The sequence below is a fragment of the Stenotrophomonas sp. A3_2 genome, from assembly GCF_036624925.1.
Taxonomy (GTDB): domain Bacteria; phylum Pseudomonadota; class Gammaproteobacteria; order Xanthomonadales; family Xanthomonadaceae; genus Stenotrophomonas; species Stenotrophomonas hibiscicola.
Genome location: NZ_JAZKVY010000263.1, coordinates 22,340 through 48,808, shown reverse-complemented (window position 1 = coordinate 48,808; position 26,469 = coordinate 22,340). Strand labels below are relative to the sequence as shown.

The window sequence follows — 26,469 nt, the reverse complement described above, 5'->3', positions numbered from 1 at the left end:
TTCAGCCGCAGGACCTATACAGCAACACCCACGCCAGCATCAGGGTGAACATACCAACGAAGGTCAGGCCGAACCACAGCGCGGCCACCTTCACGTTGCCGATCAACGCCGCCAGCATACGGTGCAGTTCGCTTTTCAGAATCGGGTATTCAGCGTGTGCCTTGCGCAGACGCTGCCAGCCCAACCCGAGGAATACCAGGGTCGAGAACGGCACCAGCAGCAGTGTCGCCTGCATCAGCCAGCCATTCGGCGACGCATCGATCGAGTTGCTCAAAAAAACCGCAAAAACGGCGACCGGCAGCGCCACGGTGAAAAAGCGTGGCCACGCGGTATTGATGAAGGGCGACATCGCAATCTTCCATAAAGGACGGTCGGGTCCGCGCGGCATCATGCCATGCCAATGCCCTGCTGCACCGCCGCGAGTGGTGTCACACAGCTCTGGCTAGACTGTGCTTCTTTTTCCCCCGCAAGGAGGCACCCATGGCCCATCCCATTTCCGTATCCCTGATCGGCGTTCCCACCGATGTCGGTGCGGGCCATCGCGGTGCACGGCTGGGGCCGGAAGCGCTGCGCGTGGCGGGCCTGCCGGAGGCGCTGGAAGCGCGCGGCGTGGACGTGCGCGACCTGGGCAACCTGGATGGCCCGCGCAACCCGTGGACCGCGCCGGTGCAGGGCTACCGCCATCTGGAGGAAGTGGTGGCGTGGAACCATGCACTGATGGAAGCCAGCTATGCCGAACTGCAGGCCGGCCGCATGCCGATCATGCTCGGCGGCGACCACTGCCTGGGCATCGGTTCGATTACTGCCGTGGCACGCTGGTGCCGCGAGCAGGGCAAGACCCTGCGCGTGCTGTGGCTGGATGCACATTCCGATTTCAATACCAGCGATGTCACCCCCTCGGGCAACATCCACGGCATGCCGGTGGCCTGCCTGTGCGGCCTCGGCCCGGAGGCGCTGACCCACCTCGGCGGCAGCGCACCGGCGATCACTCCCACCCAGGTGCACCAGATCGGCATCCGTTCGGTGGACCCGGAAGAGAAGCGCCTGATCAAGACCCACAAGGTGGATGTCTATGACATGCGCTACATCGACGAGAACGGCATGAAGCGCACGGTCGAAGCAGCACTGGCGGGCATCGACGAGAACACCCACCTGCATGTCAGCTTCGATGTGGATTTCCTCGACCCGAGCATCGCGCCGGGCGTGGGCACCACCGTGCCGGGTGGGGTGAACTACCGCGAGGCGCAGCTGGTGATGGAGATGATCGCTGACACCGGGTGCATGGGGTCGCTGGACATCGTCGAGCTCAACCCCTTGCTGGACAAGCAGAATGCCACCGCCGAACTGGCCGTGGACCTGGTCGAGAGCCTGTTCGGCAAGTCCACCCTGATGCGCGACTAAGGCAACCGCCTGAACGGATCGCCGATCCGTTCACACCCGCTCCACGCCCCTGCCGCCAGATTGCACTTCACGCGGCGGCGGCGGGCATTGGCCTTCTCCCGCTGAGCGAAAGAATCCCATCCGCGAATGAAGCGGTGTAGCGGCAAACCCAAGGAGAAGCCCATGAAGCGCGTAGTTGCCCTGATGCTGTTGTCGATGTTCTCGGTGGCCCTGCTGGCCGGTTGCAACACTGTGGCCGGTGCCGGCAAGGACGTGCAGAAGGCCGGTGAGAAGGTTGAGGATGCCGCCAAGGGCAACTGAGCCCGGCGCGGAATGGAAGGAAAAAGGCCGGGGATCATCCCCGGCCTTTTTCTTGCACGCTGCCACACACGGCTGTGCAAGCGGAGTGAACCATTCAAGCAGGTGAGCACGCATTTCATTGCTGGTTGACCGGTACTCAACAGCGACTGCGCGAAGCTGGAACCACGGTAAGAACGCCGTTGCAACCGAGGACTCCCAGCAATGAACAAAGACATCATTTCCGGCAAGTGGTCGCAGCTGAAGGGCAAGGCCCAGGCCAAGTGGGGCGATCTGACCAACGACGATTTCGATGTGGCCGAAGGCAATGCCGAATACCTGGCCGGTCGCCTGCAGGAGCGTTATGGCTGGGCCAAGGACCGCGCCGAGAAGGAAGTCCGGGATTTCGAAGACAGCGTGCGCAAGGATTACCCGGATTACAAGTAAGCCCCGGTTTCCCCCACGACACAACGCCCGCGCCGAAAGGTTGCGGGCGTTGTGTTGTCTGCGCGGAGGATCAGCGTGCCGGCGGGTCCGGCACGTAGCGGTTGGGGAACGCCTGTGGTTCGCGCGGCAGGCGTGACGGCGAATCGACCAGGATGCCGCGCGCGCGCAGGTTGCGGGCGCTGTCGTAGCGCAGCTGCAACACCTGCGCCGGGCTGCGGCTGGCGCGCTCGAACTCGGTATCGCGCACCGAGGACTGCTCGCGCGCGCCGTGGCCGGTGCCCAGCGCCGGCGCCTGCGGCTTGCTGGCGTAGCCCTCGATGCGGCTGGCGCTGGCATCGGCGGCCGCTTCGGCCTGTGCAGCCGGCGCCGGCGGTGGCAGGCCGCGGCGCAGGATCGGCTCAGGGCGCCAGCGGCGCGCTTCCTCGAACACGGCCACGCCCACCACGCCGATGTTGTCCGGGCGGCCGGTGCGGCTGGCATAGCTGCCGCTGGGGCTGCTGAAGACGAACTGCGCCACTTCGTCCTGGCTCTTGCGCCAGCCGGTGATGTCGGCGCGCTGTCCGGGGTTGAGCACGTAACCGGTCTGCGAGGGATCGGCATCTTCGCCGGAGATGGCGTTGACGCCGTCCACCGACAGCACCACCAGCACCCGGCGGGGGCTGTCGTTGTACAGGCGCACGGCGTAGCGGTGACCGCGCTCACCGGCCACCCAGCGCTGGCCCTCGGCGGGGTAGCTGCGCAGTTCGGTGCCGCGGTCGCGGTCAACCAAGGCCATGCGCACGGGGCCGCCCTCGTAGACCGGCGGCGGCATCGGGGCCGGGCGGAAGCCGGCCAGAGGCAGGATAAGCAGCAGGGGCAGCAGGCGTTTCATCGGGCGTCTCCAGCGGGGTTGCGTGAATGAACGCGCCGCGGGCCCTGACGGGGTTGGTGGCGTGCAAGGTAAACTGGCCCCGTTCATCGAAGGTTACCCCACGCAGTCATGACCACCCGAGTCCTTACCGGCATCACTCCCTCCGGCACGCCCCACCTGGGCAACTACGTTGGCGCCATCCGCCCGGCCATCGCGGCCAGCCGCGCGCCGGGGATCGAGAGTTTCTTCTTTCTGGCCGATCTGCACAGCCTGATCAAGTCACAGGACCCGCAGCGCACCCAGCGCGCGACCCTGGAGATCGCGGCCAGCTGGCTGGCCTGCGGCCTGGACCCGGAACACGTGTGGTTCTACCGGCAGAGCGACATCCGCGAGACCACCGAGCTGATGTGGTTCCTCACCGCCATCGCCAGCAAGGGCATCCTCAATCGCGCGCACGCCTACAAGGCGGCGGTGGACAAGAACCGCGAGGAAGGCGTGGACGAGGACGCAGGCGTCAGCGCCGGCCTGTTCATGTACCCGGTGCTCATGGCGGCCGACATCCTGATCTTCAAGGCCAACCAGGTACCGGTGGGCCGTGACCAGATCCAGCACATCGAAATGGCGCGCGATTTTGCCCAGCGCTTCAACCACGTGTACGGCAAGGAGTACTTCCCGATGCCGGAGGTGGTAATCGACGAACAGGTGGCGACGCTGGCGGGCCTGGATGGCCGCAAGATGAGCAAGAGCTACCACAACACCATTCCGCTGTTCGTGCCGCGCGAAGAGCTGAAGAAGCTGGTGTTCTCGATCCTGACCGATTCGCGCGCACCGGGTGAGCCGAAGGACACCGAGGGCTCGGCACTGTTCCAGATGTACCAGGCGTTCGCCACCCCGGAACAGACCGCGGAATTCGCCAAGGCGTTCGCTGCGGGCATCAGCTGGGGCGATGCCAAGCAGCAGCTGTTCGAGCGCATCGACAGCGAACTGTCGCCGCTGCGCGAGCGCTACAACGCGCTGATGGCCGAGCCGGAGAAAATCGAAGCGCTGCTCAAGCGCCGTGGCCAGCAGCTGCGCGAGCAGTTGGCGGCACCGCTGCTGGAAGAACTGCGCCACGCCGTGGGCCTGCGCGACCTGTCCACGGCGGGCGACATCGCCAGCGAAGATGCCGGCGTGGCCCGCGTGGCGCCGCCGCAGTTCAAGCAGTACCGTGAGAAGGACGGCCGGTTCTACTTCAAGCTGACCGCCGGTGACGGCACGCTGCTGATCCAGAGCGAAGGCTTCGATTCGCCGCGTGATGCCGGGCAGTTGATTGCCGTGATCAAGCAGGCCGAGCAGGGCGACCAGCTGCAGAGCGAGCTGTTCAAGCTTGAGGCCGAGGTGGACGCCGTGCTGGCCGCCCTGGCCGTGCTGCGCGAAGGGACCTGATCGCCGGGCCTGCCTGCCCTCTGTAGAGCCGAGCCCATGCTCGGCTGGGCTGCAAAGCAGCCGAGCATGGGCTCGGCTCTACAGGGAAGCACTCCGCCGGCACGACCGTGGCACAGCGCCCGTGGCATGATGTCCGCGCGCCTCCGGCGCGATGACATGGAGTCTGCAATGGCCTGGTTGTCGCTGCTGCTGTTCCTGCCCTGGTTCCTGCTGCTGGGCAGCCTGTACTGGCTGTTCCCGCGCCAGCCGCGCACCGCGCGGCGGCGCCTGTTCGATGGCACCACCCTGTTGCTGGCCTTCGCGCTGAGCATCGCGTCGATGCTGTGGGGGTATCGCATCGGCATGGCACAGCTTGGTGCCGGCCCCATCTGGCCGCAGGTACTGGCGGTGCTTTACGCCTACGGCGCGTTCCTGGCGGTGCTGGTGCTGGCGCTGCTGCTGCGGCCGCGATGGCTGGACCGGTAGTCCCACCTTTGTAGAGTCGAGCCATGCTCGACTTCGCGTGCCGCTGTAGAGCCGAGCCTATGCTCGGCTGATGCCTGACAGAATGGCAGCCGAGCGTGGGCTCGGCTCTACAGAAGCGCCCCTCCGACCAAAGCCGCATCGAACCCGGGCCGCCTGCGCGCCTACCATGGTGTCTGTTCCCGATCCTGCCAGGTGCGTGCCGATGACCGCCGACCCCAGCATCCATACCATCGATACCGGTTTCCAGCGCCCGGACTTCGACGCGGCTTACCTGATCGTTGAAAGCGGCCGCGCGGCCTTTGTCGATTGCGGTACCGGCCTGTCGGTGCCGGCGATGCTGCAGGCGCTGGCGGATGCCGGCCTGGGCGTGGACGCGGTGGACTGGTTGCTGCTCACGCACGTGCACCTGGACCACGCCGGCGGCGCCGGCCTGCTGATGCAGCAGCTGCCGAACGCGAAAGCGGTGCTGCACCCGCGCGGTGCGCCGCACATGATCGACCCGACCCGGCTGATCGCCGGTGCCACGGCGGTGTACGGCGCCGAGGAAATCGCGCGCAGCTATGGCCGCATCGAACCGATTCCCGCGCAGCGCGTCGTGGTGGCTGAAGATGGCCACCGCATCGACCTGGCCGGTCGCGAGCTGGTGCTGCTGCACACGCCGGGCCATGCGCTGCACCACTACTGCGTGTGGGATGCGCGCAGCCGCAGCTGGTTCACCGGCGATACGTTTGGCATCTCCTACCGCGAGCTGGACAGCGCGCAGGGCGCTTTCATCTTCCCCACCTCCTCGCCGGTGCAGTTCGACCCGGAGGCGATGAAGGCCTCGATCCGGCGCATGCTGGGCTACGCGCCGCAGGCGATGTACCTGACCCACTATGGGCGCGTGGGACAGGTGGAGAAACTGGCCGACGACCTGTTCGAACAGATCGATGCGATGGCGGCCATCGGCCGCCAATGCGATGGCCGTCCGGACCGCCACCGCTGCCTGCTGGCCGCGTTGCAGGCACTCTACCTGGAACGTGCACAGCTGCATGGCTGTGCGCTGGACGATTCGGCGGTGATTGCGGTGCTGGCGATGGACATCGAACTCAACGCGCAAGGCCTGGCCTGCTGGCTGGACCGCATCCGCCCGTAAAGCCCCGCCATGCGTGGATGAGGTGGGCCAACGCTGCGCCGTGATGTCACGACCACGTTACACTCTGGTGACTTCCAAGCTAGCCGTGGTACTGCCGTGAATCCGATGCGCGTGTTGCTGCTGTCGTCCTGCCTGTTCGTCGGTGGCCTGGCCCATGCGGCCAATGACCTTCCCGGTGGCGGCATCGATCCGCAGGCACTGTCGCGGCACGTGCGCGTGCTGGCGTCGGATGAGTTCGAGGGCCGCGCGCCGGCCACCGAAGGCGAAGAGCGCACCGTGCAGTACCTGATCGAGCAGTTCCGCAGCTACGGCCTGCAGCCGGGCGGCGTGGACGGCAGCTGGGTGCAGCCGGTGCCGCTGGTGCGCGCGCAGCTGGAGGGTGAGGCCAAGGCCAGCCTGTCGCTGAAGCAGGGCAAGCGTGCGCTGGCCAATGGCGTGGACGTGACCCTGCAGAGCCTGCAGCCGCGCAAGCGCGTGCAGATCAAGGATGCACCGTTGGTGTTCGTCGGCTACGGCATCGACGCACCGGAACGCCACTGGAACGACTACAAGGACGTGGACCTGCACGGCAAGATCGCCGTGGTGCTGATCAACGACGCCGATTTCGAGGCTGATGCACCGGGCGCGTTCGACGGCAAGGCGGTGACCTACTACGGCCGCTGGACCTACAAGTTCGAGGAAGCCGCACGCCGTGGCGCCGAGGGCGTGCTGATCGTGCACGAGACCGCGCCGGCCGCCTATGGCTGGGCCACGGTGAAGAGCTCGGGTACCTCGCCGCTGTTCGACATCGAACGCAGCCAGGCCGAGGCGATGGCGCAGCACACGCCGCTGCGCGGCTGGATGCAGCGCGAGCTGGCCGAGGCGATCTTCGCCGACGCCGGCCTCGATTTCGATGCGGAGAAGCGCAAGGCGATGCGTGCCGACTTCCGCCCGGTGGCGCTGGACAACGCCAAGCTGAGCGTGGATTTCGCGCTCAAGCGCGAGCAGGTGGTGACCCGCAACGTGGTGGCCAAGCTGCCCGGTGGCGAGCATGGCGACGAGGCGGTGATTTTCTCCGCGCACTGGGATGCGTTCGGTATCGGCCAGGCCGATGCCAAGGGCGACCGCATCCGCCGTGGTGCGATCGACAACGCCACCGGCGTGGCCACGGTGCTGGAACTGGGCCGCGTGTTCGCCGCCGGCCCGCAGCCGCAGCGCACGCTGTACTTCGTGGCACTGACCGCTGAAGAGAAGGGCCTGCTGGGCGCCAGCTACTACGCCACGCATCCGCTGGCGCCGCTGGACAAGACCGCTGCAGTGCTGAACATCGAAATGTTCAGCCCGGATGGTCCGACCCGTGACATCGCTTCGTGGGGCAAGGGCCGGGTGTCGCTGGAAGGCGACCTGGAACGCGTGGCCAAGGCCCGCGGCCGCAGCTACAGCCCGGACCCGAACCTGGAGGCCGGCTTCTTCTACCGCGCCGACCACTTCGCCTTTGCGCGCCTGGGCGTGCCGGCGATCACCATCGGCCCCGGTCTGGACAAGCTGGACGGCGGCGTAGAAGCCGGCCGCGCGCTGCGCGAGAAGTACTTCGCCGACTGCTACCACCAGGCCTGCGATGCCTGGACGCCGAGCTGGGACCCGAGCGGCCACGCCGCCGACACCCTGCTGGTCTACGACCTGGGTGCGGAGCTGGCCAACAGCCGCCGCTGGCCCACGTGGGAAAAGGAATCGGAGTTCCGCAGCGCGCGTGACAAGAGCGAAGCGGCCCGCCGCTGAGGATCGGAATCGGCGGGGTGTCATGTCATTCCGCCGCGGGTAGAGTCGACTGATAGTCGACTATCGCGCGCAGCGCGGGTTTTTCGGTGCCGACCGAGAGAGCAGTCGACTAACAGTCGACTCTACCGATTGCCGATTGCCGATCAGCGGCCGGCACTACCTGCGCCGGCGCAACAGCGCCCACGCGCCCCAGCCACCAGCCGCGAGCGCGGCCAGATAGCACGCCACCATCGTGCGCAGGCCGACCAGCGATCCGCCGTTGACGCCGCGATGCAGGCGCAGCTGCAGCGAGCTGTGGCCGCTGCCCAGGTCCACTGCCAGCTGCAGCGCCAGTGCGGCGCAGAACAGCAGCAGGGCGACCCCGAAACCGATGCGTGGCCATGCGGCCTGTGCGCTGGGGCGGCGCAGCAGCCAGGCCAGTGCCGTGGCTGCGGCCAGCGTCACCGCGATCCACATCAGTGGAGGAGCGGGAGACGCAGCGGCCACCGGCAGTGCACCGGTGGCCGCGATCAGGGCAACGCGCCTACTTGCGGGTGCCGTCGAGCCAGTTCGGGCCCTTGTTGGTGAGGAAGAACACATAGACCACCAACGATACCGCGATCGTGGCAGTCACGTAGAGGGCGAACCAGTCGACGTGGCCGGTCTTCAGCGCGCCCTGGTACAGCAGCGGGGCGGTGCCGCCGAACAGCGAGTTGGCCAGCGCGTAACCCAGGCCTACGCCCAGCGCACGCACGTGGGTGGGGAACAGCTCGGCCTTCACCACCGCGTTGATGGACGTGTAGCCGGTGAGGATGACGAAGGCCAGTGCCAGGGTCAGGAAGGCCAGGGTGGCGTCATGCTGGTGCGGTAGCTGGGTGATCAGGTACCAGCTGTACAGCACGCCGCCGGCGCCGAAGAACACCAGCAGGGTCTTGCGGCCGATGATGTCAGACAGCCAGCCGCCGACCGGCTGCAGCACCATCAGGAACGCCAGCACGCCCAGGTTGATCAGGGTGCCGGTCATCGGATCGTTGCCGGCGAAGGCGCTCTGGATCATCTTCGGGCCGTTCACCGAGTAGGTGTAGAAGGCCACGGTGCCACCGGCGGTGATCAGGAAGCACAGCAGCAGCGGCCGCCACTGGTGCACGAACAGTTCGTACATCGAACCGGATTTCTGTGCCTTGCCCTCGCGCGCGGCCTCGATGGACGACTCCGACAGCGACTCGTCCATGCCACGGCGCAGCCAGAACACCACCACCGCGGCGATGCCGCCGATGCCGAATGCGATGCGCCAGCCCCACTCGGAGATCTCCGGCTTGCCCCAGAAGGTCAGCATCAGCAGCAGGGGCAGCTGGGCCAGCACATGGCCGCCGACCAGGGTGACGTAGTGGAAAGAGGACAGGAAGCCGCGGCGGCCGGGAATGGCCGCCTCGGACATGTAGGTGGCGCTGGCGCCGTACTCGCCACCGGTGGCGAAGCCCTGCAGCAGGCGCGCGAACAGCAGGATCACGGCGGCCCAGATGCCGATGCTGGCGGCGGTGGGGGTGATGGCGATGAGGAACGAGCACAGTGCCATCAGCGTGACCGAGACCGTCAGCGCCAGGCGACGGCCATGGCGGTCGGCGAAGCGGCCGAAGAACCAGGCACCAATCGGGCGCATCAGGAAGGTCGCGGCGAAGATCGCCCACACGTACAGGGTGGAGTTCTTGTCGTCCGGCGAGAAGAACTGCGATTCGAAGTACACGGCGAACACCGAGTACACGTAGACGTCGTACCACTCCACCAGGTTGCCGGCGGAGCCTTTGAGGGTGTTGGAGATCGAACGCCGCAGGGCGGCACGGTCGTTCGCGGGTACGGCAGGATGGGACGTGGTGCTCATCTGGGTGGGAATCCTCGATGCGGCGCGTCCGTGCGCAGGGAAAACGGCGCCCGGCCTTGGGGCGGCGCGGCCGGACAGCCCTCTTGGTACTGCATGGGCCGTCAACACGGGGTAGCAGACCAGAGCAGGGTGCATGGATGGATGACAGCGTGCCACCGTATGGGGTCCCGGACCATACTCAAAACGTCCTAGAATCCGCCTTCCCCCGGCTCCCTGGTGTGTCATGTCGGCTCCCCCCTCTTCGTCTGCGGCTGCCCCCCGGGGTGGCCTTGTTGCGCTGGCATTGCTGCTGGTCTACGTGGTCTGGGGCTCGACCTACCTGGGCATCGCCAAGGCCCTGCACGGGGGCGCGCTGCCGCTGACGATGGTGTCCGGCAGCCGGTTCATCATTGCCGGTGGCCTGATGTTCCTGGCCTTGCGCCTGTTCTGGAAGATGCCGAACCCGACCCTGCGGCAGTGGCGCAACCTGGGCATCATGGGCGTGACCATGCTGGTGCTGGGCAACGGCATGGTGGTGCTGGCCGAGCGCGAGGTGTCCTCGGGACTGGCAGCCACTGCGGTGGCCTCGGTGCCGCTGTGGATGGCGCTGTTCTCGGCGCTGCGCGGCCAGCACGCCAGCCGCGGTGAGTGGCTGGGCATCGCCATCGGCTTCCTCGGCGTGGTCTGGCTCAACGCAGGCAGCAGCCTGACCGCCTCGCCGACCGGGCTGGTGCTGCTGCTGATCGCGCCGGTCGGCTGGGCATTCGGCTCGGTGTGGGCACGCGGACTGGACCTGCCGGGCCCGTTCATGACCGCCGCCGGGCAGATGATCTGTGGCGGTGTGCTGCTGGTGCTGATCGGCCTGGCGGTCGGCGAGCGCCCGACCACGCTGCCCGATACCGGTGGCCTGCTGGCGATGGCCTACCTGTGCGTGTTCGGCTCCATCGTCGCGTTCACCGCCTACGTGTGGCTGCTGCAGAACGTGCGCCCGGCGCTGGCTGGCAGCTATGCATACGTCAATCCGGTCATTGCGGTGCTGCTGGGCGCGCTACTCAACGGTGAGCGCTTCGGCTGGCGCGACCTGCTGGCGATGGCGGTGATTCTCTTGGGTGTGGTGGTACTGACGATGGCAAGGACGCGCAAGAAATGAGCATGGACGAGAAAGAACAGCGCCGTGGCCTGCTGGTCACGGCTTCCACCTTCGTCATCTGGGGTCTGGTGCCGGTGTACTGGCACCTGCTCAATGAGGTGCCATCGTTCCAGATCATCGCCCACCGCATCATCTGGAGCACCGTGCTGGTGCTGGGCTGGCTGCTGCTCAGCGCACGCCTGGGCTGGTGGCGGAAGATCGCTGCGCAGCCGCGCGCGCTGCCGATTCTGCTGGTCTCGAGCCTGACCATCGCCTTCAACTGGGGCCTGTACATCTGGGCGGTCAACGCCGGCCATGTGATCGAGACCAGCCTGGGCTATTTCATCAACCCGCTGGTGAACGTGCTGCTGGGCGTGCTGGTGCTGAAGGAGCGGCTGCGCCGCCTGCAATGGGTGGCGGTGGCGATGGCGGCAGTGGGCGTGGCCTGGCTGACCATCGATGCCGGCACACCACCATGGATCGCGCTGGGCCTGGCCTGTTCGTTCGGCCTGTACGGCCTGCTGCGCAAGCTGGTTTCGGTCGACCCGGTGGCGGGCCTTGGCGTGGAGAGCATGTACCTGTTCCTGCCGGCGCTGGGCTTCGCGATCTGGGCCGAAAATGGTCATGGTGGCGCGTTCTTCCACGGCTGGGGCTGGCGCAACGACCTGCTGCTGATCTTCGGCGGTGTGGTGACGGCGGTACCGTTGATTGGCTTTGCCTACGGTGTGAAGCGCATTCCGTTGTCACTGGTCGGCATCCTGCAGTACATCGCGCCGAGCCTGCAGCTGCTGCTGGGCGTGTTCTTCTTCCACGAAGCCTTCGACGCCGGCAAGGCGATTGGCTTTGCCGCGATCTGGGCCGGCCTGATCCTGTTCGTCGGCGACAACATCCGCACGATGCGCGCCAAGCGGTAGCACCGGGCCGGATCGACTGGCACGCATGAAAAAAAGAGCGGCGCCCCGGGGGGCGCCGCCCTGCTTCCATCCACCGCCAGGAGAGAGATGGCGGTGGCGGGAACGCGGGTGCAGGCTCAGAAGCGCTGCTGGTACTTCATGTACATGAAACGACCGATGTCGAAGCCGCCGTAGTAGACGAAGCTGCTGTTGGGCTGGCTGTACATGATCGGACCCTGGTGGTCGAACACGTTGTTCAGGCCCAGCGAGACGGTGCCGTCCCACGGCAGGGCGTAACGCACCTGCAGGTCGTGGAAGGTGTTTGAACCCACCTTGTTGGTCGGCGAGGCATCGGTGTAGGCCGAGCTGAAGCCCGGCATGTTGCACTCGTCCATGTAGGAGCACTTCTCCTTCATGCTGGAGTAGTAGCGTGCAGTCCAGCCGATGCCCAGGTTGCCGTACTGCCAGTCCAGGTTGAGGGTAGAGCGCACACGGAAGTTGCCACCCCAGCTGGTCAGCTGTTCCACCGGCGTGGTCGCGGCGTTGTCGTTGCGCTGCTCCAGATAGTCGGTGTAGGTGGTGTTCCAGGTAACTGCGAACTTGCCGAACGCGGTTTCCGGCAGGCGGTAGCGCGCGCTGATGTCATAGCCGGCGGTTTCGCGGTAGCCGGCGTTGACCAGCGAACGGTCCAGCGCGTTGACCTGACCGTTGCTGCCACGGGTGAAGCGGCCGCAGGCGGCGTCCGAGCCCTGCACGTAGCACTGTTCCAGGATGTTGGTGGCCGACTCGCCAACGATGGCATTGTCGATGCGGATCTTCCACCAGTCCAGGCTGACGTCCAGGCCCTGCACGAAGTCGGGGCTGTAGACCAGGCCCACGGTCCAGGTCTTGGCGGTTTCAGGCTTCAGGTTCGGGTTGGAACCGGAGTTGAAATCGGTGGTGGCCTGCTGGCCCGGCTTGCTGGCCACGCTGCCGTCGCTGTTGAGCTGGCGGAAGTTGGCCGGCACCTTCAGGGCCTTGCAGCGTGCGGCGACGGCGGCGCTGGTGGCGGCAGTGCCGAACGAGGTATCGCACGGGTCGGTGAACGAGTCACGGCTGCTGACAGTGCCGCCGTACAAGTCGTCCACGGTCGGCGCACGGAAGCCGGTGCCGTAGGTGGCGCGCACCAGCAGGCTGTCGATCGGCTTCCACTTCACGCCGAACTTGCTGTTGGTGGTGGAACCGAAATTGTTGTAGTCCGAGTAGCGACCGGCAACGTCCAGCGAAAGCTCGCGGGCGAAGGCCATGTCGGCCAGCAGCGGCACCTGCATTTCCAGGTAGACCTCGTTGAGCGAGTAGTCACCCTGGGTCGGCTTGCCGCTGGTGCCGGCAATCTGGCCGTTCTGCACCATCAGGTCCGGGGTGTAGCGTGCTTCTTCGGTGCGGTGCTCGAAGCCCATCGCAGCCATGATGTCGCCGGCCGGCAGCGAGAACAGCGAACCGGAGATGTTGGCGCTGGCCACCTTGGTGGTGGTCTGGCTCTTGTCCACGTAGCGGGCGAACAGGTAGTCCTGCACGTCCTGGTTGCTCAGCGAGCCCGGGCCGGTGTAGCCCATCGGCGCGGCCGGGTTCCACGGCACGCAGCCGGCGATCACCGCATCGCGGGTACCGCAGTAGGCCACGCCGTTCTCGATGAAGGACGGGCCGACGGCCAGGTTGACGTTCGGCTGGTACATGCTGCCGGTGCCGACGCGCTCGCCTTCATTGCGGTTGTAGGTGTAGCTGACGTTCCAGTCCCAGTAGCGCGAGCCGGTTTCGAAGCTGCCTTCCAGGCCCAGGCTGCCGCGCTTGGTTTCCAGGGTGTTCTCGGTGCCGCGCAGCATCTCTTCGGTGCGATGCGAGAACAGCACGTCCTGGCCCCACAGGTTGAATGCGCTGTCCTTGGACAGGGCGGCGCGGCTGCCGTTGCGCGCCTGCGTGGCGGTGACCGAGTACGGGTAGCCAGCCAGGTGCTTGGTCGATTCGCGCTTGCTGTACATGGCATCGGCAACGATGCGCAGGTCATCGGTGATCGAGAAGCCGCCGTTGGCGAACACCGAGGTGCGCTCCAGGCCGGTCAGCAGGCTCATGTTGGTCTTGGTGTTGGCACCATCGGCCGGGTTCGGCGCGTGGAAGTTGCCGGCGCTGGTCGGGTCGCCGCCCGGACCGACGGTCAGCGGCTTGCCGCCGACGGTGACGCTGCCCCACGGCGTGGTGCCGTTGAGGCCATCGTTCGGATGGCGCGGACCGTTGACGTAGCGGCTGAACTCGCGCGCGCCGCCCATCACTTCGTCTTCCTTGGTGCGCTCGGCGCCAACGCTGAACCAACCGCGGTCGAAGGTCTTGCCGAAAGTGGCACTGTAGGAGCGCTTCTGCCCATCGCCTTCACCGTACTGGCCGACGTAGACGCTGGCTTCGCCACCATCGAAGTTCTTGCGGGTGATGATGTTGACCACACCTGCGATGGCATCGGAGCCGTACAACGCCGATGCGCCATCGGTCAGCACTTCAACGCGCTCCACGATGGCCGAGGGGATGGAGGCCAGGTCGGAGTAGCCGCCGGCGCTGACGCCCATGCGGCGGCCGTCGATCAGCACCAGGCTGCGCTCGGGGCCCAGGTTGCGCAGGCTGACATACATTCCGCCGAAATCGCGCGATGAGGTCAGCGACGACGCGCGGCTCATGCTTGGCGAGCCGGCAGCGGTCACATCCTGCAGGATGTCGGCGACGTTGACGTAGCCCTTCTTCTCGATCTCCGCGCGGTTGAGCGCGACCACCGGCTGAGAGGTTTCGACACTGGCCTGGCGGATGCGCGAGCCGGTGATTTCGATGCGGTCGAGGTTGGTGGTGTTGTCGCCCGCATCCTGTGCGAAGGCGGGGGTAGTGCAGCTGGCGGCCAGCGCGATGATGATCGCGTTGCGCAGCGGGGTGGTCTTCAGGGACATCCGTGAAATCTCGTGTTTCAGAAAAAACAAGCGTCCATTCTGTGGACGCGTGGGGTGCTGCAAACCAACGTGGGGGGGCGGATTCTAGAGTGTTTTCATTCGCAACTGTTTGTCGCGATGCTGCGGAATGTGCGTGAACATGAATCGCAACCAACAATCCACAGATGCGCTGTGCGCGGCGTCACGCGCGCTGAGTTTGCGATGGGCAGAGGCATCGATAGCGGCACGAAGCTGGCACGCTTGAGTAGTTGCGACAACGCGTCGCAGTACGCGCTTGTATGCAGGCGCGCAGTCGTTGTGATGCATCTGCCCGCATGAAATGCTCTTCGCCTCGTCATCGAAGGCAGGAGATGAAGGAATGATCCAGCTTGAAGAAGCACGCCGTCGCGTGGAGGCTGCACTTGCCAGCGACGATGAGCCGGTTGCCATCACGCATGAGCACGAAGTGGTCGAAGGCTGGCTGTTCTGCTTCCAGTCGCTGCGCTACCTGCAATCCGGCGAAATCTCGGATGCATTGGCCGGCAATGGGCCGATCTTCGTCGACCGGCACACAGGCGAGCAGCACGCGCTGGGCACGGCGTATCCGCCCGAGGAAGTCCTTCGCCAGCATCTGGCCGCGCGCGGCCCCGCCGTTTGATGCTGCGGCGGCGGATGTCTGAGTTCGGCAACCTGAAAGGGACGGAGCCTTCGCTCCGTCCCTGCAGGATGCGCGAAATGCCGCTGCGTGATGCTCAGGTTTCGCGCAGCGCCGTGGTGATCGGCAAACGTGCCGCGCGCAGCGCCGGGAACAGGCCGCCGACCAGGCCGATGCCCAGCGCCCATTTCAGTCCGGTCCACAGCAGTTCCGGCGATACATGGAACTTGAACACCACCGCGCTGAAGTTGCTGCCGATGGTGGACACGCTGTAGCCGTTGAACACCAGCCACGCCACCGCACAGCCGAGCAGGCCACCCAGCAGCGCCAGCAGCATGGTTTCCAGCATCACCGCCGTCACCACCGGCAGGCCGCGGAAACCGATCGCGCGCATGGTGGCGATCTCGCGCGCACGGGTGGCCACTGCCGCATACATGGTGTTGAGTGCGCCGAACACTGCACCCACCGCCATGATCGTGCCGATCACCTTGCCGAGGATGTCGATCAGCTTGGTCAGCCCACCGCCCTGCTTGCTGTAGTAGACACGGGTGGTTTCCACGTCAAGCTTCAGGCGTGGGTCGGCGGCGACTGCTGCCTTGAACTGCTCGAAGCCGGCCTTGCCCTCGGTACGCACGCTGATCGACTGCCAGGCGCTGCGCTGGTAGGTGGTCGCCAGTGTATCGGCGTCGGTCCACAGCTCCGAATCGTGCGCATCGCCGGTGGCGAACACACCCACCACGGTCCAGGTCTGGTTGCCCAGGGTCAGCGTCCTGCCCACGTCCATGTCGCGGAACTGGCCCTTGGCACCCTGGCCGACCACGATCTCGCGCAGGCCGGTGGCGAACCTGCGGCCTTCGATGATCTTGACCTTGTCATGCACGGCCCAGGCCTGCGGACCGACGCCGCGGAACTGCGCGTTGACGTCGGTGCCGTCGGACTTGGACACCAGGTTGACCACCTGCGACAGTTCCGGTGACAGCAACGGCCGGCCCTGCGCATCGCGGCTGATGCCGGGCAGGGTGGACAGCATCGGTACCTGCTCGCGGGTGATCACCGAGTTGGTCTCGGCCTGCGAGCCACCGCGCAGCACGATGGCGGTGGTGTCATCGCCGGTGTTGTTGAGCGTGGCCTGGAAGCCTTCGCCCATCGCCAGCATCGCCACCAGCACGCCGACCACGCCGGCAATGCCGACCACGATCACCGACGATGCGCCCCAGCGTTGCGGCAGGCTGGCCACGCCGATGCGGGTGGCGGCCAACGCCAGCCGTCCGCAGCGGGTCAGCAGCAGCCACAGCGCCACCAGCACGGCCACGGTCAGCACGCCGATCCACGGCAGGCTGATCCACAGCACCAGGCCGATCGCAAGCAGCAGCACGGTTATGCCGTTGCCCAGCCACTTCTTGAGCTTGTTCATCTGCAATCCTCCTCAGCGGCCGGCCAGTGCATCGACGATTTTCAGGCGCTTGGCACGCAGCGCGGGCAGCAGCCCCACGATGATGCCGATCACCACGATCAGGCCCAGCCCCATCAGCCAGGTTGGTGTCGGCACGTGCGGCGGCAGCATGCCCATGCTCTTCGGGCCGATCGCCGGCAGGATCAGGGCGGCCAGGCCCATGCCGATCAGGCCGCCCAGGCCGATCAGCAGCACCGACTCCACCATCACCAGGGTCAGCACGGTGCCGTCCTTGAAGCCGAGTGTCTTCAGCGTGGCCAGCTCCGGCACGCGCTCGCGCACCGCCTGCGCCATGGTGTTGCCGGTCAACAGCAGCAGGGTGAAGAACACCGCACCCATGATCGAGGTGACGATCATGCCGATATCCGCGAACTGCTTGACGAAGGCCTGCTGGAACGCCGATTCGGTCTGGGTCTTGGTCTCGTGGTCGGAGTTGGCCGAGATCGCGTCGATCGCCTGCGCCACCCGCGAAGAGTGGTCCGGGTTGTCCAGCGTCACCGTGTACCAGCTCACCTGGTTCTTGATGTAGTCGTTGGATTCATCGAAGTACTTCCAGTTCATCATCAGCTGGCGTTCTTCGTTGGCGGCCAGCGCACGGTCCTTGGAACGGTAGATGCCCTTGAGCACCAGCGGCCAGTCGTTGCTGCCGCCACGCGGGAAGATCGTGGCCTGCAGCGGGATGGTGTCGCCGATCTTCCAGCCGAACTGCTTGGCCAGGGTTTCGCCGACGATGGCGCCGGTACGGGTCTGCTTCCAGTCTTCCAGCTGTGCCGGGTCGATCTGCAGCTCGCGGTAGACATCGAAGTAGTTGGGGGACACCGAGAAGTTCGGGAAGAAGTTCTTCGGGTCCTGGTAGATGCCGCCGAACCACATGCCGTAGGCCACGTCGCGCACGCCGGCCACCTGGCGGACCTGGGTTTCCAGGCGGATCGGCAGCGACTGGGTGATCGACAGCCGCGAGGCCACGATCAGCCGGTTGGCACCTTCCACGCTGCCACCCGACGAGAACGCCACGCGCACCGAATCGAGCATGCCGAACAGCAGGAACGCGGCCACCACGGAGAGCAGGGTCAGCAACGTGCGGGTACGGCTGCGGAACAGCTGCGCCCACACCAACGAGAAGTATTTCATCGCCGTGGCCTCCGTCAGTGGGCCAGCGGCGCGTCGGCCAGCTCGCCCTTGTCCAGGTGCACCGTGTGCGTGGCGTACTCGGCGGCCTTCGGGTCATGGGTGACCATGATGATGGTCTTGCCGTGTTCGCGGTTGAGCTGCTGCAGCAGGCCGAGGATCTCCTCGGCCGACTGGCGGTCGAGGTCGCCGGTGGGTTCGTCGCAGATCAGGAAGGTCGGGTCGGAGACGATCGCCCGCGCGATCGCCACGCGCTGCTGCTGGCCGCCGGACAGTTCATTGGGGCGATGGCTGCGGCGGTCAGCCAGGCCGACCAGAGTCAGCGCGATCTCGGCATTGCGGCGGCGCTGCGCGGCATTGAGATGGGTCAGCAGCAGCGGCAGCTCCACGTTCTTCTGCGCGGTCAGCATCGGCATCAGGTTGTAGAACTGGAACACGAAGCCGACGTGGTGGCTGCGCCAGGTCGACAGCTGGCCGCCGCTCATCTGGTCGATGCGCTCGCCTTCGATGCTGATCTCGCCGCCGCTGGGGTTGTCCAGGCCGCCGATCAGGTTGAGCAGGGTGGTCTTGCCCGAGCCGGACGGACCCATCAGCGCGACGAAGTCGCCGCTGGCGATGTCCAGGTCGATGCCGTGCAGCACCTGCACTTTCTCGGGGCCACGCTGGTAGGTCTTGGTGATGTTGCGCAGTGAAACCAGGGTCGACATGGGGGGTTCTCCACGGAAGGCGGGAAACGGGGAAGCGCACCTGCGGTGACCGCAGGCGTGCGTCGAGCGGTGCTGCCGGCGGCGCCCATGGGCGCCAGGCCGTTACTGCGCTTGTTTCTGTTGCACCTTGGCGCCATCGCGCAGGGTGTCCGGCGGGTTCACCACCACCGATTCACCGGCGCTCACGCCCTTGAGGATCTGGCGGTCCTTGCCCATCGCCTGGCCAGCCTCGACCGTGCGCTGCTGCACGCGGTTCTCGTCACCCAGTACGAAGGCCACCGAGGCGCCCTCGCGCTGGACCACCGCGCCAGCCGACACGCGCACGCCCTGCGGTTTGGTTGTGGCCTGCGGCTGTGCCTGTTCCAGGAAGCTGACCCGCACGCCCATCTCTGGCACGATGCGCGGGTCCTTCACCTTCAGCGCCACGCGCACCTTCACCGTGGCCTTGCCGCGGTCGGCGGTGGGGATGATGGCGATCACCTCGCCGGGAATCTTCCATTCGGGGTAGGCGTTGAGCGTGGCTTCCACCGGCATCTTCGGCTGCACGCGGCCGATGAAGGCCTCGCCGACCTCGACTTCTATCTCCAGCGAGTCCATGTCCACGATGGTGCCGATGCCGGTACGGGTGAAGCCACCACCGGCCGACAGCGGCGAGACGATCTCACCGGGCTGCGCGGCCTTGGCGGTGACCACGCCGGAGAAGGGCGCGCGCACGATGTTGTTGTCCACACCCAGGTCGGCGATGGCCAGCTGGTCGTGGGCGACCTTGACGTTGCGCTGAGCCGTTTCCAGCTGCGCACGCAGGCTGTCGCGCTGGGCCACGGCCTGGTCGTACTGCGAACGTGACACCAGCTGCTGGCCGACCAGTGCCTGCAGGCGGCTGGCTTCGGCGGCGGCCTGCTTCTGCTGCGCCTCCAGCCCGGCCACCTGGCTGCGTGCGGCCTGCAGCTGCGAGGCATACAGGCTGCGCTGCGCATCGGCATCGATCGGGTCCAGCGTGGCCATCACCTGGCCGGCCTCGACCCGCATGCCTTCTTCGATCATCACCTCGCGCACCTTGCCGGTGATCTTGGCCGAGACCGTGGCCATGCGCCGGGCGACCACGTAGCCACTGGCGTCGAGCACCGAACTGCTGGCGCTACCCTGCTGGATGGCCACGGCCGGCGCGGTTTCCACCTCCACGGCCGGCGCACGGCCGAACAGGAACGCCACGGCAGCGGCGATCAGCAGCACGACCACGATGGTCGCGATCCACAACCAACGGCGACCACCGCCGTTGCTGCCACCACCGGAGGCGGGCGGCGGCGACTTGCGGTCGATACGGAGTTCCTTCAACAGCTCGGCAGAAGCGTTCATTCGTTCCATCACAGGCGTTCGGGCGGGTGTGGCCGGAAGCGCGGACGGCGGCGGTTCCGGCGGTGGAGCGTGCGGCACAGCATGAAGGCAGGCACAGCGATGACGGCAGTGACAGCTGTCACCCGATGACACTGACGGCGGCAACTGCGAAATGTGACCGCGGCGGCACAGGATGGCAACGTCCCCGCTGCCGGTACCGCTCATGGATCCGACCACCCCATCGCTGGCCCGCTGCAGCGGTACCGCCAAGCGTACCGTGATCTGCGGCGGGTTGCGCCGGTGCCATCTTGCCGGCGGTGGCGCCTGCGCGCAGCCAGCCGAACTGGCATGATCGGCGGCGATCATCCCCGCCTGGAACCGCCTGTGCCGTCCACCTGGCTTGCCTCCCTGCTGCGCCCCGCGCCGGACTCGGCGGTGGCCGAGACGCTGCGCCGGGGAAAATCACCCTGGAGCGAGGCGATCCACCTGCTGTGGTCGGTGTGGATCTTCCTGACGCCCTTGCTCGGCCATGGCTTCACCCTGCGCTGGCTGCTGCTTACAGTGGCCAGCTATCCGGTGTTCCTGCTGCTGTACGCCAAGGTAATGGTGGCGCCACGCCATCACGCGCCGCGCTATGCCTTGGGCCTGATCGGGATGTCGCTTGTGCTGCTGCCGTGGTACCCGTCCGGGTTGACCTACTTCGTGTTCGGCTGCGTGCTGCTGCGGGTGAGCGGACGCGGTGGCTGGTGGCAGTACCTGCTGCAGCTCACTGGCCTGAACCTCCTGTTCTGCGGCCTCGCACTGCTGTTCCAGTACCCGTGGCAGAGCCTGGTCTGGATCCCCGCCGTGTCCTATATCGTCGGGTTGGTCGTGAACGTGGAGGCACTCAACCAGCAGAAGGATGCGGCACTGCAGCTTTCGCAGGACGAGGTGCGGCGGCTCGCAGCCACCGCCGAGCGCGAACGCATCGGCCGCGACCTGCACGACCTGCTCGGCCATACCCTGTCGTTGATCACGTTGAAGCTGGAACTGGCCCGCAAGCTGCACGATCGTGGCGACGCGCGGGCGCGGCAGGAAATCGGCGAAGCCGAGGACATTGCCCGCGAAGCGCTGGCGCAGGTGCGCAGCGCGGTCACCGGTATCCGCGCCAGTGACCTGGCCGGTGAGCTGGCGTCGGCGCGGCTGCTGCTGGAGTGCCAGCAGGTCCACCTTCAATACGCACCACCACCGGCGATGCCGGTGGATGTCGAACGCGGTCTGGCGCTGGTGCTGCGCGAGGCCGCGACCAACATCGTGCGCCATGCACAGGCGACACAGGCACGGGTGGAATTCATGCTGGAAGGACGCATGCTGGCGATGCAGATCCGCGATGATGGTCGTGGCGGTGTGCAGGCCGAGGGCAACGGGTTGTGCGGCATGCGCGAACGCGTGGCCGCCCTGGGGGGCAACCTTCAGATTCAGTCCGCAAAGGGCGAGGGCACGCTGCTGACCGTGCGCGTGCCACTGGCTGCCGCGACCACACCGTTGCCGCCAGGCACGCCGTCGTCGCTGGTGCAGGACGGTGCCGCATGATCCGCATCCTGCTGGCCGAGGACCAGGCGATGGTGCGCGGTGCACTGTCGGCGTTGCTGGGCCTGGAGCCGGATATCGAGGTGCTGGGCAGCGCCGCCGACGGCGAAACCGCGTGGCGCATGCTGCAGCAGCTGCAGCCTGACATCCTGGTCACCGACATCGAGATGCCGGGCCTGTCCGGGCTGGAGCTGGCGCAGCGCATCGCCCGCCATGAGCTGCCGATCAAGGTGGTGATCGTGACCACCTTCGCCCGCGCCGGTTTCCTGCGCCGCGCGCTGGAGGCGGGCGTGCTGGGCTACCTGCTGAAGGACGCACCGGCCGAGAACCTGGCCGATGCACTGCGCAAGGTGAAACAGGGCATCCGCGCGATCGACCCGCAGCTGGCGCTGGATGCGTGGTCGCAGGCCGATCCGCTGACCGACCGCGAGCGCCGTGTGCTGCGTCTGGCAGGGGAGGGCCGAACCGCCAGCGAGATTGCCGAGCAGCTGGGGTTGTCGCACGGTACGGTGCGCAATTACCTGTCCGAGTGCATCGGCAAGCTGGGCGTGGCCAACCGGATCGAGGCGTACCGGCTGGCGCGGCAGAAGGGGTGGTTGTAGCGGCGTGCGCCGACACACTGGTAGCGTCGGGCGATGCCCGGCGGATCATTCCCGCGCCTGCGGAGGGGTGTCACTTTCTTTGCGCGCAAAGAAAGTAACCAAAGAAACACGCCGCCAGATCGCGAGCCGGCGCTGCGCACCGGTCCCCTGTGCTTCTCGGTGAATCAGGGGACGGCGCCGAACTCGCTACGCTCGGACATCGGCGCCTCTGCGCCCCTAATTCCCCTGCGATGCTCGGCTCGCTAGAAGGCGGACCCAACGTCAAAGGCACAGCTGCACCCAGTAGATCCACGCCATGCGTGGATGCTCTAGCTGTTGATCTTGCCCTTCCAGTCCGCCTTGAGCGAGCCGAGCACCGCAGGACCGGCGAGGGCGAAGAGGCGCGGGTGTCTGAGCGTAGCGAGTTCCGCGCCGTCCCTCGGCGGGCCGAGGAGCGCAGGGCACCGGCGTGCGCAGCACGTCGGCTCGCGGCCGGCGGAGCGTTTCTTTGGTTACTTTCTTTGCGCGCAAAGAAAGTGACACCCCACCGCAGTCGCGGAAACGATCCGCCGGGAATGCCCGGCGAACCCGATCAATCCTTCCCGCGCGCCATCGCCTGGAACACCCCGTCCCGCCGCACCCACAGGTGGAACAGCGCCGCACCCACGTGCATCAGCACCGTTGCGAACAGCACGTAGGCCAGCAGACTGTGCGCATTACGCAACGCGGCGTACAGCGCCGGTGTGTGTGGCACGATCGGCGGCAGGTGCAGGCCGCCCCACAGCACGATCGGGTAACCGCCTGCCGACAGCATCGCCCAGCCGATCAACGGCATCGCCAGCATCAGCGCATACAACATCCAGTGCGAGGCCTTGGCCGCCAGCACCTGCCAGGCGGGCAGGTCGGAAGGCAGCGGCGGCGGGCGATGGCGCAGCCGGTTGTACAGGCGCAGCAGCACCAGCACCAGGATGGCGATGCCCAGCGGGCGGTGCAGGTCGATCAGCATTGGCCGCAGGTGCAGTGAGGCGACCATGGTCACGCCGATGAACAGCATGGCGATGATCATCAGTGCCATGGACCAGTGCAGCACCCGCGCCAGCAGGTTGAAGTGGCCGTTGCCGATGCTCATCGTGCGGCCTCCTTCGGTTGTTCGACGTTGCCGGTGGCGCGCTCGCGTTCGCGGCGGTTGAAGGACTGCGAATACACCGCCGAGCGGGCGGCCAGGATGGGATCGTCACTGCCGCGCACGCCGCTGGGCAGGATCAGCGGATCGAAGTTGATCTGACCGCAGGCACCCTGTTCCTGCGACTGCATGCGGTCCACGCTGAGTACGCCCGCCACTACCTGGTCACGCGACTCGGGCCATGGCACCGACGGATCATCGATGGCATCGCCGGGCTCGGCGGTGGTCACGACCAGGTTCCAGCGCACCGGGCCGTTGGCCAGGCGCTGCTGCAGTTCCTGGCTGAGGAAATCGACGCTGGCCTGCTTGCGCGTTTCCGCATCCATCTCCACCACCGGCGCCTGCGGCTGCCAGCGCCAGCGCACCGCGCGCTTCTGGCCCTGCGCATTGGTGAACCAGAAGCTGTTGACGCTGTTGAAGGTGGTGTCGGCCCAGCTGCTGGTCCACGGCGCCGTCTTGGCCCACTGCTGGAAGGCCTGCGCACTGGGGTACTTCGCCAGCACCGCAGCCATCTTCTGCGGGTCGGGCTTGCCGGTGGCCGGGTCGGGAATGGAAGCGCGGGTCTGCTCGTAGAACGCCTCGGCGCTGGGCACCGCGAAGAACGGGAAGCTGTTCATCGCCATGCGCCATTCCTGCCCATCATCGCTGACCATCTGCACCGCGAGGCTGCGCACGCGTGCAGTGTTGTCGGCGCCGTACGGGTCGCCGCCGCCGATCGACAGGCGGCCCATCACCGGCACGCGGCGCTGCGAGAACACCCGTGCACTGGAAAGGGTGCGGGCCTGCGCACTGGGTTCGAACCAGCCGCTCACGCAGATGCCCTTGCTGTGCGCGCGGCGGAAGCCCGGGTGGGCCGGGCCGGTGGCCTCGATGGTATCGGTGAAGCGCTGCGCGGTGAGGCGGTTTCCAATCCAGCCGGCCAGCCAGGCAAAGGCCAGCGCCACGGTACCCAGGATGAGTGCGATCAGCGCGATCCAGAGCAGGGGGGAATGCTTGCGCGGTGTGCCCGGCGTCTGGCCGGCACGGGTGTAGCCGAAGAGCGACATGGTCGGAGTCCTGCCTTCACGGAGCGTGTGGGTGGTCGACCCACACATCCTCGCAGAACCCTCCCAGGCTCGGTATTCAAATTTTCGTCAAGTTTGCCGGGGACGGCGTGCCGACCAAGGTCGGCACCCACCCGATCAGCTGTAGCGCGCCTTCAGCATCGCCCACGCCGAGCGCAACGCCAGCGCTTCGCCACCGGCCGGACGGCCCGGGCGTTCGCCGTCGTTCCAGGCGTACACGTCCAGGTGCGCCCAGCGCTGGCCGTCTTCCAGGAAGCGTTCCAGGTACAGCGCGGCGGTCACCGAGCCGGCCATGCGCGAACCGGCGTTGGCCAGGTCGGCAATGCCGCTGCTCAGGTAGCGCAGGTAAGGGCGCCACAGCGGCATGCGCCAGACCGGGTCGCGGGTCGCGTCACCGGCCTGCAGCCACTGCTGGGCCACCGTGTCATCGTTGCTGAAGAGCGCTGGCAGATCCGGGCCCAGTGCGATGCGCGCGGCACCGGTGAGGGTGGCGAAGTCCAGCACCAGGTCCGGCTTCTGCTCACCGGCGAAGGTCAATGCGTCGCACAGGATCACGCGGCCTTCGGCGTCGGTGTTGTCGATCTCCACGCTCAGGCCCTTGCGGGTGGCGATCACTTCACCCGGGCGGAACGCCTCCGGACCGATCGCGTTTTCCACCGCCGGCACCAGCAGGGTCAAACGTACCGGCAGCCCGCGTGCCATCACCAGGCCGGCCAGGGCCAGCGCATGCGCGGCGCCGCCCATGTCCTTCTTCATGTTGCGCATGCCGTCGGCCGGCTTGATGTCCAGGCCGCCGGTGTCGAAGCAGACGCCCTTGCCGACCAGCACCAGCGACGGATCGGTGTCCTTGCCCCAGCGCAGCACCACCAGACGCGGCGCGCGGTGCGATGCGCGGCCCACGGCGTGGATGGCCGGGAAGTTGTGCTTCAGCAGTTCGTCACCGGTGATCGCCTCGACCTGCGCGCCGTGCGCAGCGGCCAGGGTGCGGGCAGCGTCTTCCAGCTGCTGCGGGCCCATATCTTCGGTGGGAGTGTTGACCCAGTCGCGCACGCGCAGGCTGGCGGTGATCAGGTCGGCCACCTCGCCGGTCGGCGCGGCTACCAGTTGCGCCGGTGCGCGGTGGCGCTTGCGGTAGCGGTCGAAGCGGTAGCTGCCCAAGCCCCAGCCCAGCTGCAGCAGCGCCTGTTCGGCGGCCGGCAGTTCGTTGGCCAGCTGCCACACGCTGCCTTCCGGCAGGGCGTGCGGGGCATGCGAATAGCTGTAGGCATCGGCGCGATCACCCACACCGATCACCGCTCCGGACAGGCCATCGGCGCCGGGCAGCAACGCCGTGGTGAAGGCACCGGCGGTGAAGCCCTGCGATGCCAGCCAGGCCTGGGTGGCGGCCGGTTGGCCGTCCTTCCAGGCGGCGAACTGCTCGCGGTCCAGCACGTACAGCGGCAGCGCTGCGGCGGTGTCGGCAGTGAAACCAGTGATCTCGCTCATGCGTCAGGTACTCCGGAGTGCGGCGGCGTCGAGGTTGGCATCCAACCAGTCGGCCAGGCCGGTGAGGGTGTCGAACTGCAGGTCCGGCTGCAGCTGCGGATGGGTCCAGGTGGCTGCCTCGCGGTTGATCCAGCACCCGCGCAGGCCGGCGGCAATCGCCCCGGCCACGTCCATGTCGGCATGATCGCCGACGTGCAGTACCTGTGCCGGCGCGACACCCAGTCGGGTGCAGGCAGCGTGGAAGATGCTGGCTTCGGGCTTGGCCGCGCCGTGCTCGCGCGCACCCAGCTGGAAGGCGAAATGATGGGCCAGGCCGACCCGTTCCAGGTCGGCATTGCCATTGCTCAGCGCCGCCACCGGAACCCGCGCGGCAATCCGTGCCAGTGCATCGATCGCATCGGGATAGCACTCCACCTGGTTGCGTGCGGCGTAGAACACTTCATACGCAGGCTCCAGCAGATCGAGGCTGGCACCGCTGGTGTGCAGTGCTTCGTGCAGGGTCAGCCGGCGCAGCGCACTCAGGTCGTGGTGGAGGTGCGGATGGGCGTGGTACAGCCGCTCGCGCAGTTCGCGCATCGCCTCCACCGGATACATCGCGGCGGTAGCGGGGCTGTGTTCGCACATCCAGGTGTGCAGGACCTGTTCGATGCGGGCGCCGATCGGAGCGAACGGCCACAGCGTGTCGTCAAGGTCGAGGGTGATGGCTTGGACGGGGAAATTCACCCCGCCATTCTACCCCTGCCCGCGCGGG

At 66.9% G+C, this 26,469-nt stretch carries 26 protein-coding genes; 13 read left to right on the top strand and 13 right to left on the bottom strand.

From position 1 onward, the window contains the following. Position 1: 1 nt before the first annotated feature. The gene (locus tag R5H29_RS12560) at positions 2–349 is read right to left on the bottom strand and encodes a hypothetical protein (protein ID WP_057503835.1); all 348 of its coding nucleotides are present in this window, start codon (positions 347–349) and stop codon (positions 2–4) included. Positions 350–480: 131 nt separating this feature from the next. Between R5H29_RS12560 and rocF the strand changes: the two genes are divergently transcribed. The 3 genes from rocF to R5H29_RS12545 all read left to right on the top strand — a co-directional run bounded on the left by rocF (position 481) and on the right by R5H29_RS12545 (position 2,124). Further along, a complete protein-coding gene (gene rocF / locus R5H29_RS12555) occupies positions 481–1,401 on the top strand; it encodes an arginase (protein ID WP_111097684.1) in 921 nt (306 codons plus the stop codon). Positions 1,402–1,563: 162 nt separating this feature from the next. Next, positions 1,564–1,701 carry an entericidin A/B family lipoprotein gene (locus R5H29_RS12550; protein WP_019661832.1) on the top strand — a complete coding sequence of 46 codons (138 nt, stop codon included), beginning with the start codon at positions 1,564–1,566 and terminating at the stop codon, positions 1,699–1,701. Between the two features lie 201 nt (positions 1,702–1,902). Beyond that, complete coding sequence (locus R5H29_RS12545; protein WP_019661831.1) at positions 1,903–2,124, top strand: CsbD family protein; 222 nt, start codon at positions 1,903–1,905, stop codon at positions 2,122–2,124. Positions 2,125–2,194: 70 nt separating this feature from the next. Here R5H29_RS12545 and R5H29_RS12540 read toward each other — a convergent pair whose 3' ends face one another. Further along, entirely contained in the window at positions 2,195–2,995 is an 801-nt protein-coding gene (locus R5H29_RS12540; RefSeq protein ID WP_019661830.1) for a hypothetical protein, read from the bottom strand. Positions 2,996–3,103: 108 nt separating this feature from the next. Between R5H29_RS12540 and R5H29_RS12535 the strand changes: the two genes are divergently transcribed. From R5H29_RS12535 to R5H29_RS12520, 4 genes are all read left to right on the top strand, one after another. Continuing rightward, a complete protein-coding gene (locus R5H29_RS12535) occupies positions 3,104–4,399 on the top strand; it encodes a tryptophan--tRNA ligase (RefSeq protein WP_332329241.1) in 1,296 nt (431 codons plus the stop codon). A 168-nt stretch (positions 4,400–4,567) separates the two neighbouring features. After that, a complete protein-coding gene (locus R5H29_RS12530; protein ID WP_134735246.1) occupies positions 4,568–4,864 on the top strand; it encodes a hypothetical protein in 297 nt (98 codons plus the stop codon). Between the two features lie 202 nt (positions 4,865–5,066). After that, the gene (locus tag R5H29_RS12525) at positions 5,067–5,999 is read left to right on the top strand and encodes an MBL fold metallo-hydrolase (protein WP_332329240.1); all 933 of its coding nucleotides are present in this window, start codon (positions 5,067–5,069) and stop codon (positions 5,997–5,999) included. Between the two features lie 105 nt (positions 6,000–6,104). Further along, a complete protein-coding gene (locus R5H29_RS12520) occupies positions 6,105–7,757 on the top strand; it encodes a M28 family metallopeptidase (RefSeq protein ID WP_332329243.1) in 1,653 nt (550 codons plus the stop codon). 156 nt (positions 7,758–7,913) lie between these two features. On the opposite strand, the gene R5H29_RS12515 is transcribed toward R5H29_RS12520, so the two are convergent. Further along, positions 7,914–8,213 (bottom strand): hypothetical protein, encoded by a 300-nt coding sequence (locus tag R5H29_RS12515; RefSeq protein WP_134735277.1) that lies wholly within the window; start codon positions 8,211–8,213, stop codon positions 7,914–7,916. A gap of 67 nt (positions 8,214–8,280) precedes the next feature. Then, the gene (locus tag R5H29_RS12510; RefSeq protein ID WP_332329239.1) at positions 8,281–9,615 is read right to left on the bottom strand and encodes an MFS transporter; all 1,335 of its coding nucleotides are present in this window, start codon (positions 9,613–9,615) and stop codon (positions 8,281–8,283) included. Positions 9,616–9,838: 223 nt separating this feature from the next. Between R5H29_RS12510 and yedA the strand changes: the two genes are divergently transcribed. Both yedA and rarD read left to right on the top strand, forming a co-directional pair. Then, on the top strand, positions 9,839–10,744 hold the full coding sequence (gene yedA / locus R5H29_RS12505; RefSeq protein WP_019661823.1) for a drug/metabolite exporter YedA: 906 nt from the start codon (positions 9,839–9,841) through the stop codon (positions 10,742–10,744). After that, the gene (gene rarD, locus R5H29_RS12500; RefSeq protein ID WP_019661822.1) at positions 10,741–11,637 is read left to right on the top strand and encodes an EamA family transporter RarD; all 897 of its coding nucleotides are present in this window, start codon (positions 10,741–10,743) and stop codon (positions 11,635–11,637) included. Before yedA ends, rarD begins: the two co-directional genes overlap by 4 nt. Before the next feature lie 116 nt (positions 11,638–11,753). Here rarD and R5H29_RS12495 read toward each other — a convergent pair whose 3' ends face one another. Beyond that, positions 11,754–14,579, bottom strand: coding sequence for a TonB-dependent receptor (locus tag R5H29_RS12495; protein WP_332329238.1), 2,826 nt, complete (start codon positions 14,577–14,579; stop codon positions 11,754–11,756). Positions 14,580–14,937: 358 nt separating this feature from the next. Here R5H29_RS12495 and R5H29_RS12490 point away from each other — a divergent pair, with 358 nt between their 5' ends. Next, positions 14,938–15,216, top strand: a complete 279-nt coding sequence (locus R5H29_RS12490) for a YrhB domain-containing protein (protein ID WP_019661820.1) — start codon at positions 14,938–14,940, stop codon at positions 15,214–15,216. Positions 15,217–15,310: 94 nt separating this feature from the next. Here R5H29_RS12490 and R5H29_RS12485 read toward each other — a convergent pair whose 3' ends face one another. From R5H29_RS12485 to R5H29_RS12470, 4 genes are all read right to left on the bottom strand, one after another. Next, positions 15,311–16,627 (bottom strand): ABC transporter permease, encoded by a 1,317-nt coding sequence (locus tag R5H29_RS12485; RefSeq protein WP_332329237.1) that lies wholly within the window; start codon positions 16,625–16,627, stop codon positions 15,311–15,313. Between the two features lie 12 nt (positions 16,628–16,639). Beyond that, positions 16,640–17,797 carry an ABC transporter permease gene (locus R5H29_RS12480; protein ID WP_021203846.1) on the bottom strand — a complete coding sequence of 386 codons (1,158 nt, stop codon included), beginning with the start codon at positions 17,795–17,797 and terminating at the stop codon, positions 16,640–16,642. A 14-nt stretch (positions 17,798–17,811) separates the two neighbouring features. Further along, positions 17,812–18,501, bottom strand: coding sequence for an ABC transporter ATP-binding protein (locus R5H29_RS12475; protein ID WP_004137569.1), 690 nt, complete (start codon positions 18,499–18,501; stop codon positions 17,812–17,814). A gap of 102 nt (positions 18,502–18,603) precedes the next feature. Then, the gene (locus R5H29_RS12470; RefSeq protein ID WP_171953280.1) at positions 18,604–19,857 is read right to left on the bottom strand and encodes an efflux RND transporter periplasmic adaptor subunit; all 1,254 of its coding nucleotides are present in this window, start codon (positions 19,855–19,857) and stop codon (positions 18,604–18,606) included. 202 nt (positions 19,858–20,059) lie between these two features. Between R5H29_RS12470 and R5H29_RS12465 the strand changes: the two genes are divergently transcribed. The 3 genes from R5H29_RS12465 to R5H29_RS12455 are packed head-to-tail and all read left to right on the top strand — an operon-like array spanning position 20,060 to position 22,007. Continuing rightward, entirely contained in the window at positions 20,060–20,188 is a 129-nt protein-coding gene (locus tag R5H29_RS12465; RefSeq protein ID WP_021203848.1) for a hypothetical protein, read from the top strand. Next, complete coding sequence (locus R5H29_RS12460) at positions 20,185–21,408, top strand: sensor histidine kinase (protein ID WP_155028822.1); 1,224 nt, start codon at positions 20,185–20,187, stop codon at positions 21,406–21,408. Before R5H29_RS12465 ends, R5H29_RS12460 begins: the two co-directional genes overlap by 4 nt. Next, on the top strand, positions 21,405–22,007 hold the full coding sequence (locus R5H29_RS12455; protein WP_014645643.1) for a response regulator transcription factor: 603 nt from the start codon (positions 21,405–21,407) through the stop codon (positions 22,005–22,007). Before R5H29_RS12460 ends, R5H29_RS12455 begins: the two co-directional genes overlap by 4 nt. Positions 22,008–22,578: 571 nt before the next feature. Here R5H29_RS12455 and R5H29_RS12450 read toward each other — a convergent pair. The 4 genes from R5H29_RS12450 to R5H29_RS12435 form a co-directional block, all read right to left on the bottom strand. Next, a complete protein-coding gene (locus R5H29_RS12450) occupies positions 22,579–23,115 on the bottom strand; it encodes a cytochrome b (protein WP_019661813.1) in 537 nt (178 codons plus the stop codon). Beyond that, positions 23,112–24,215 carry a catalase family peroxidase gene (locus R5H29_RS12445; RefSeq protein ID WP_227845053.1) on the bottom strand — a complete coding sequence of 368 codons (1,104 nt, stop codon included), beginning with the start codon at positions 24,213–24,215 and terminating at the stop codon, positions 23,112–23,114. Before R5H29_RS12445 ends, R5H29_RS12450 begins: the two co-directional genes overlap by 4 nt. A gap of 135 nt (positions 24,216–24,350) precedes the next feature. After that, complete coding sequence (locus R5H29_RS12440; RefSeq protein WP_155028824.1) at positions 24,351–25,718, bottom strand: M17 family metallopeptidase; 1,368 nt, start codon at positions 25,716–25,718, stop codon at positions 24,351–24,353. 3 nt (positions 25,719–25,721) lie between these two features. After that, positions 25,722–26,441: an HAD family hydrolase gene (locus R5H29_RS12435; protein WP_111101779.1), complete on the bottom strand. Its 720-nt coding sequence runs from the start codon at positions 26,439–26,441 to the stop codon at positions 25,722–25,724. Between the last annotated feature and the right edge of the window lie 28 nt (positions 26,442–26,469).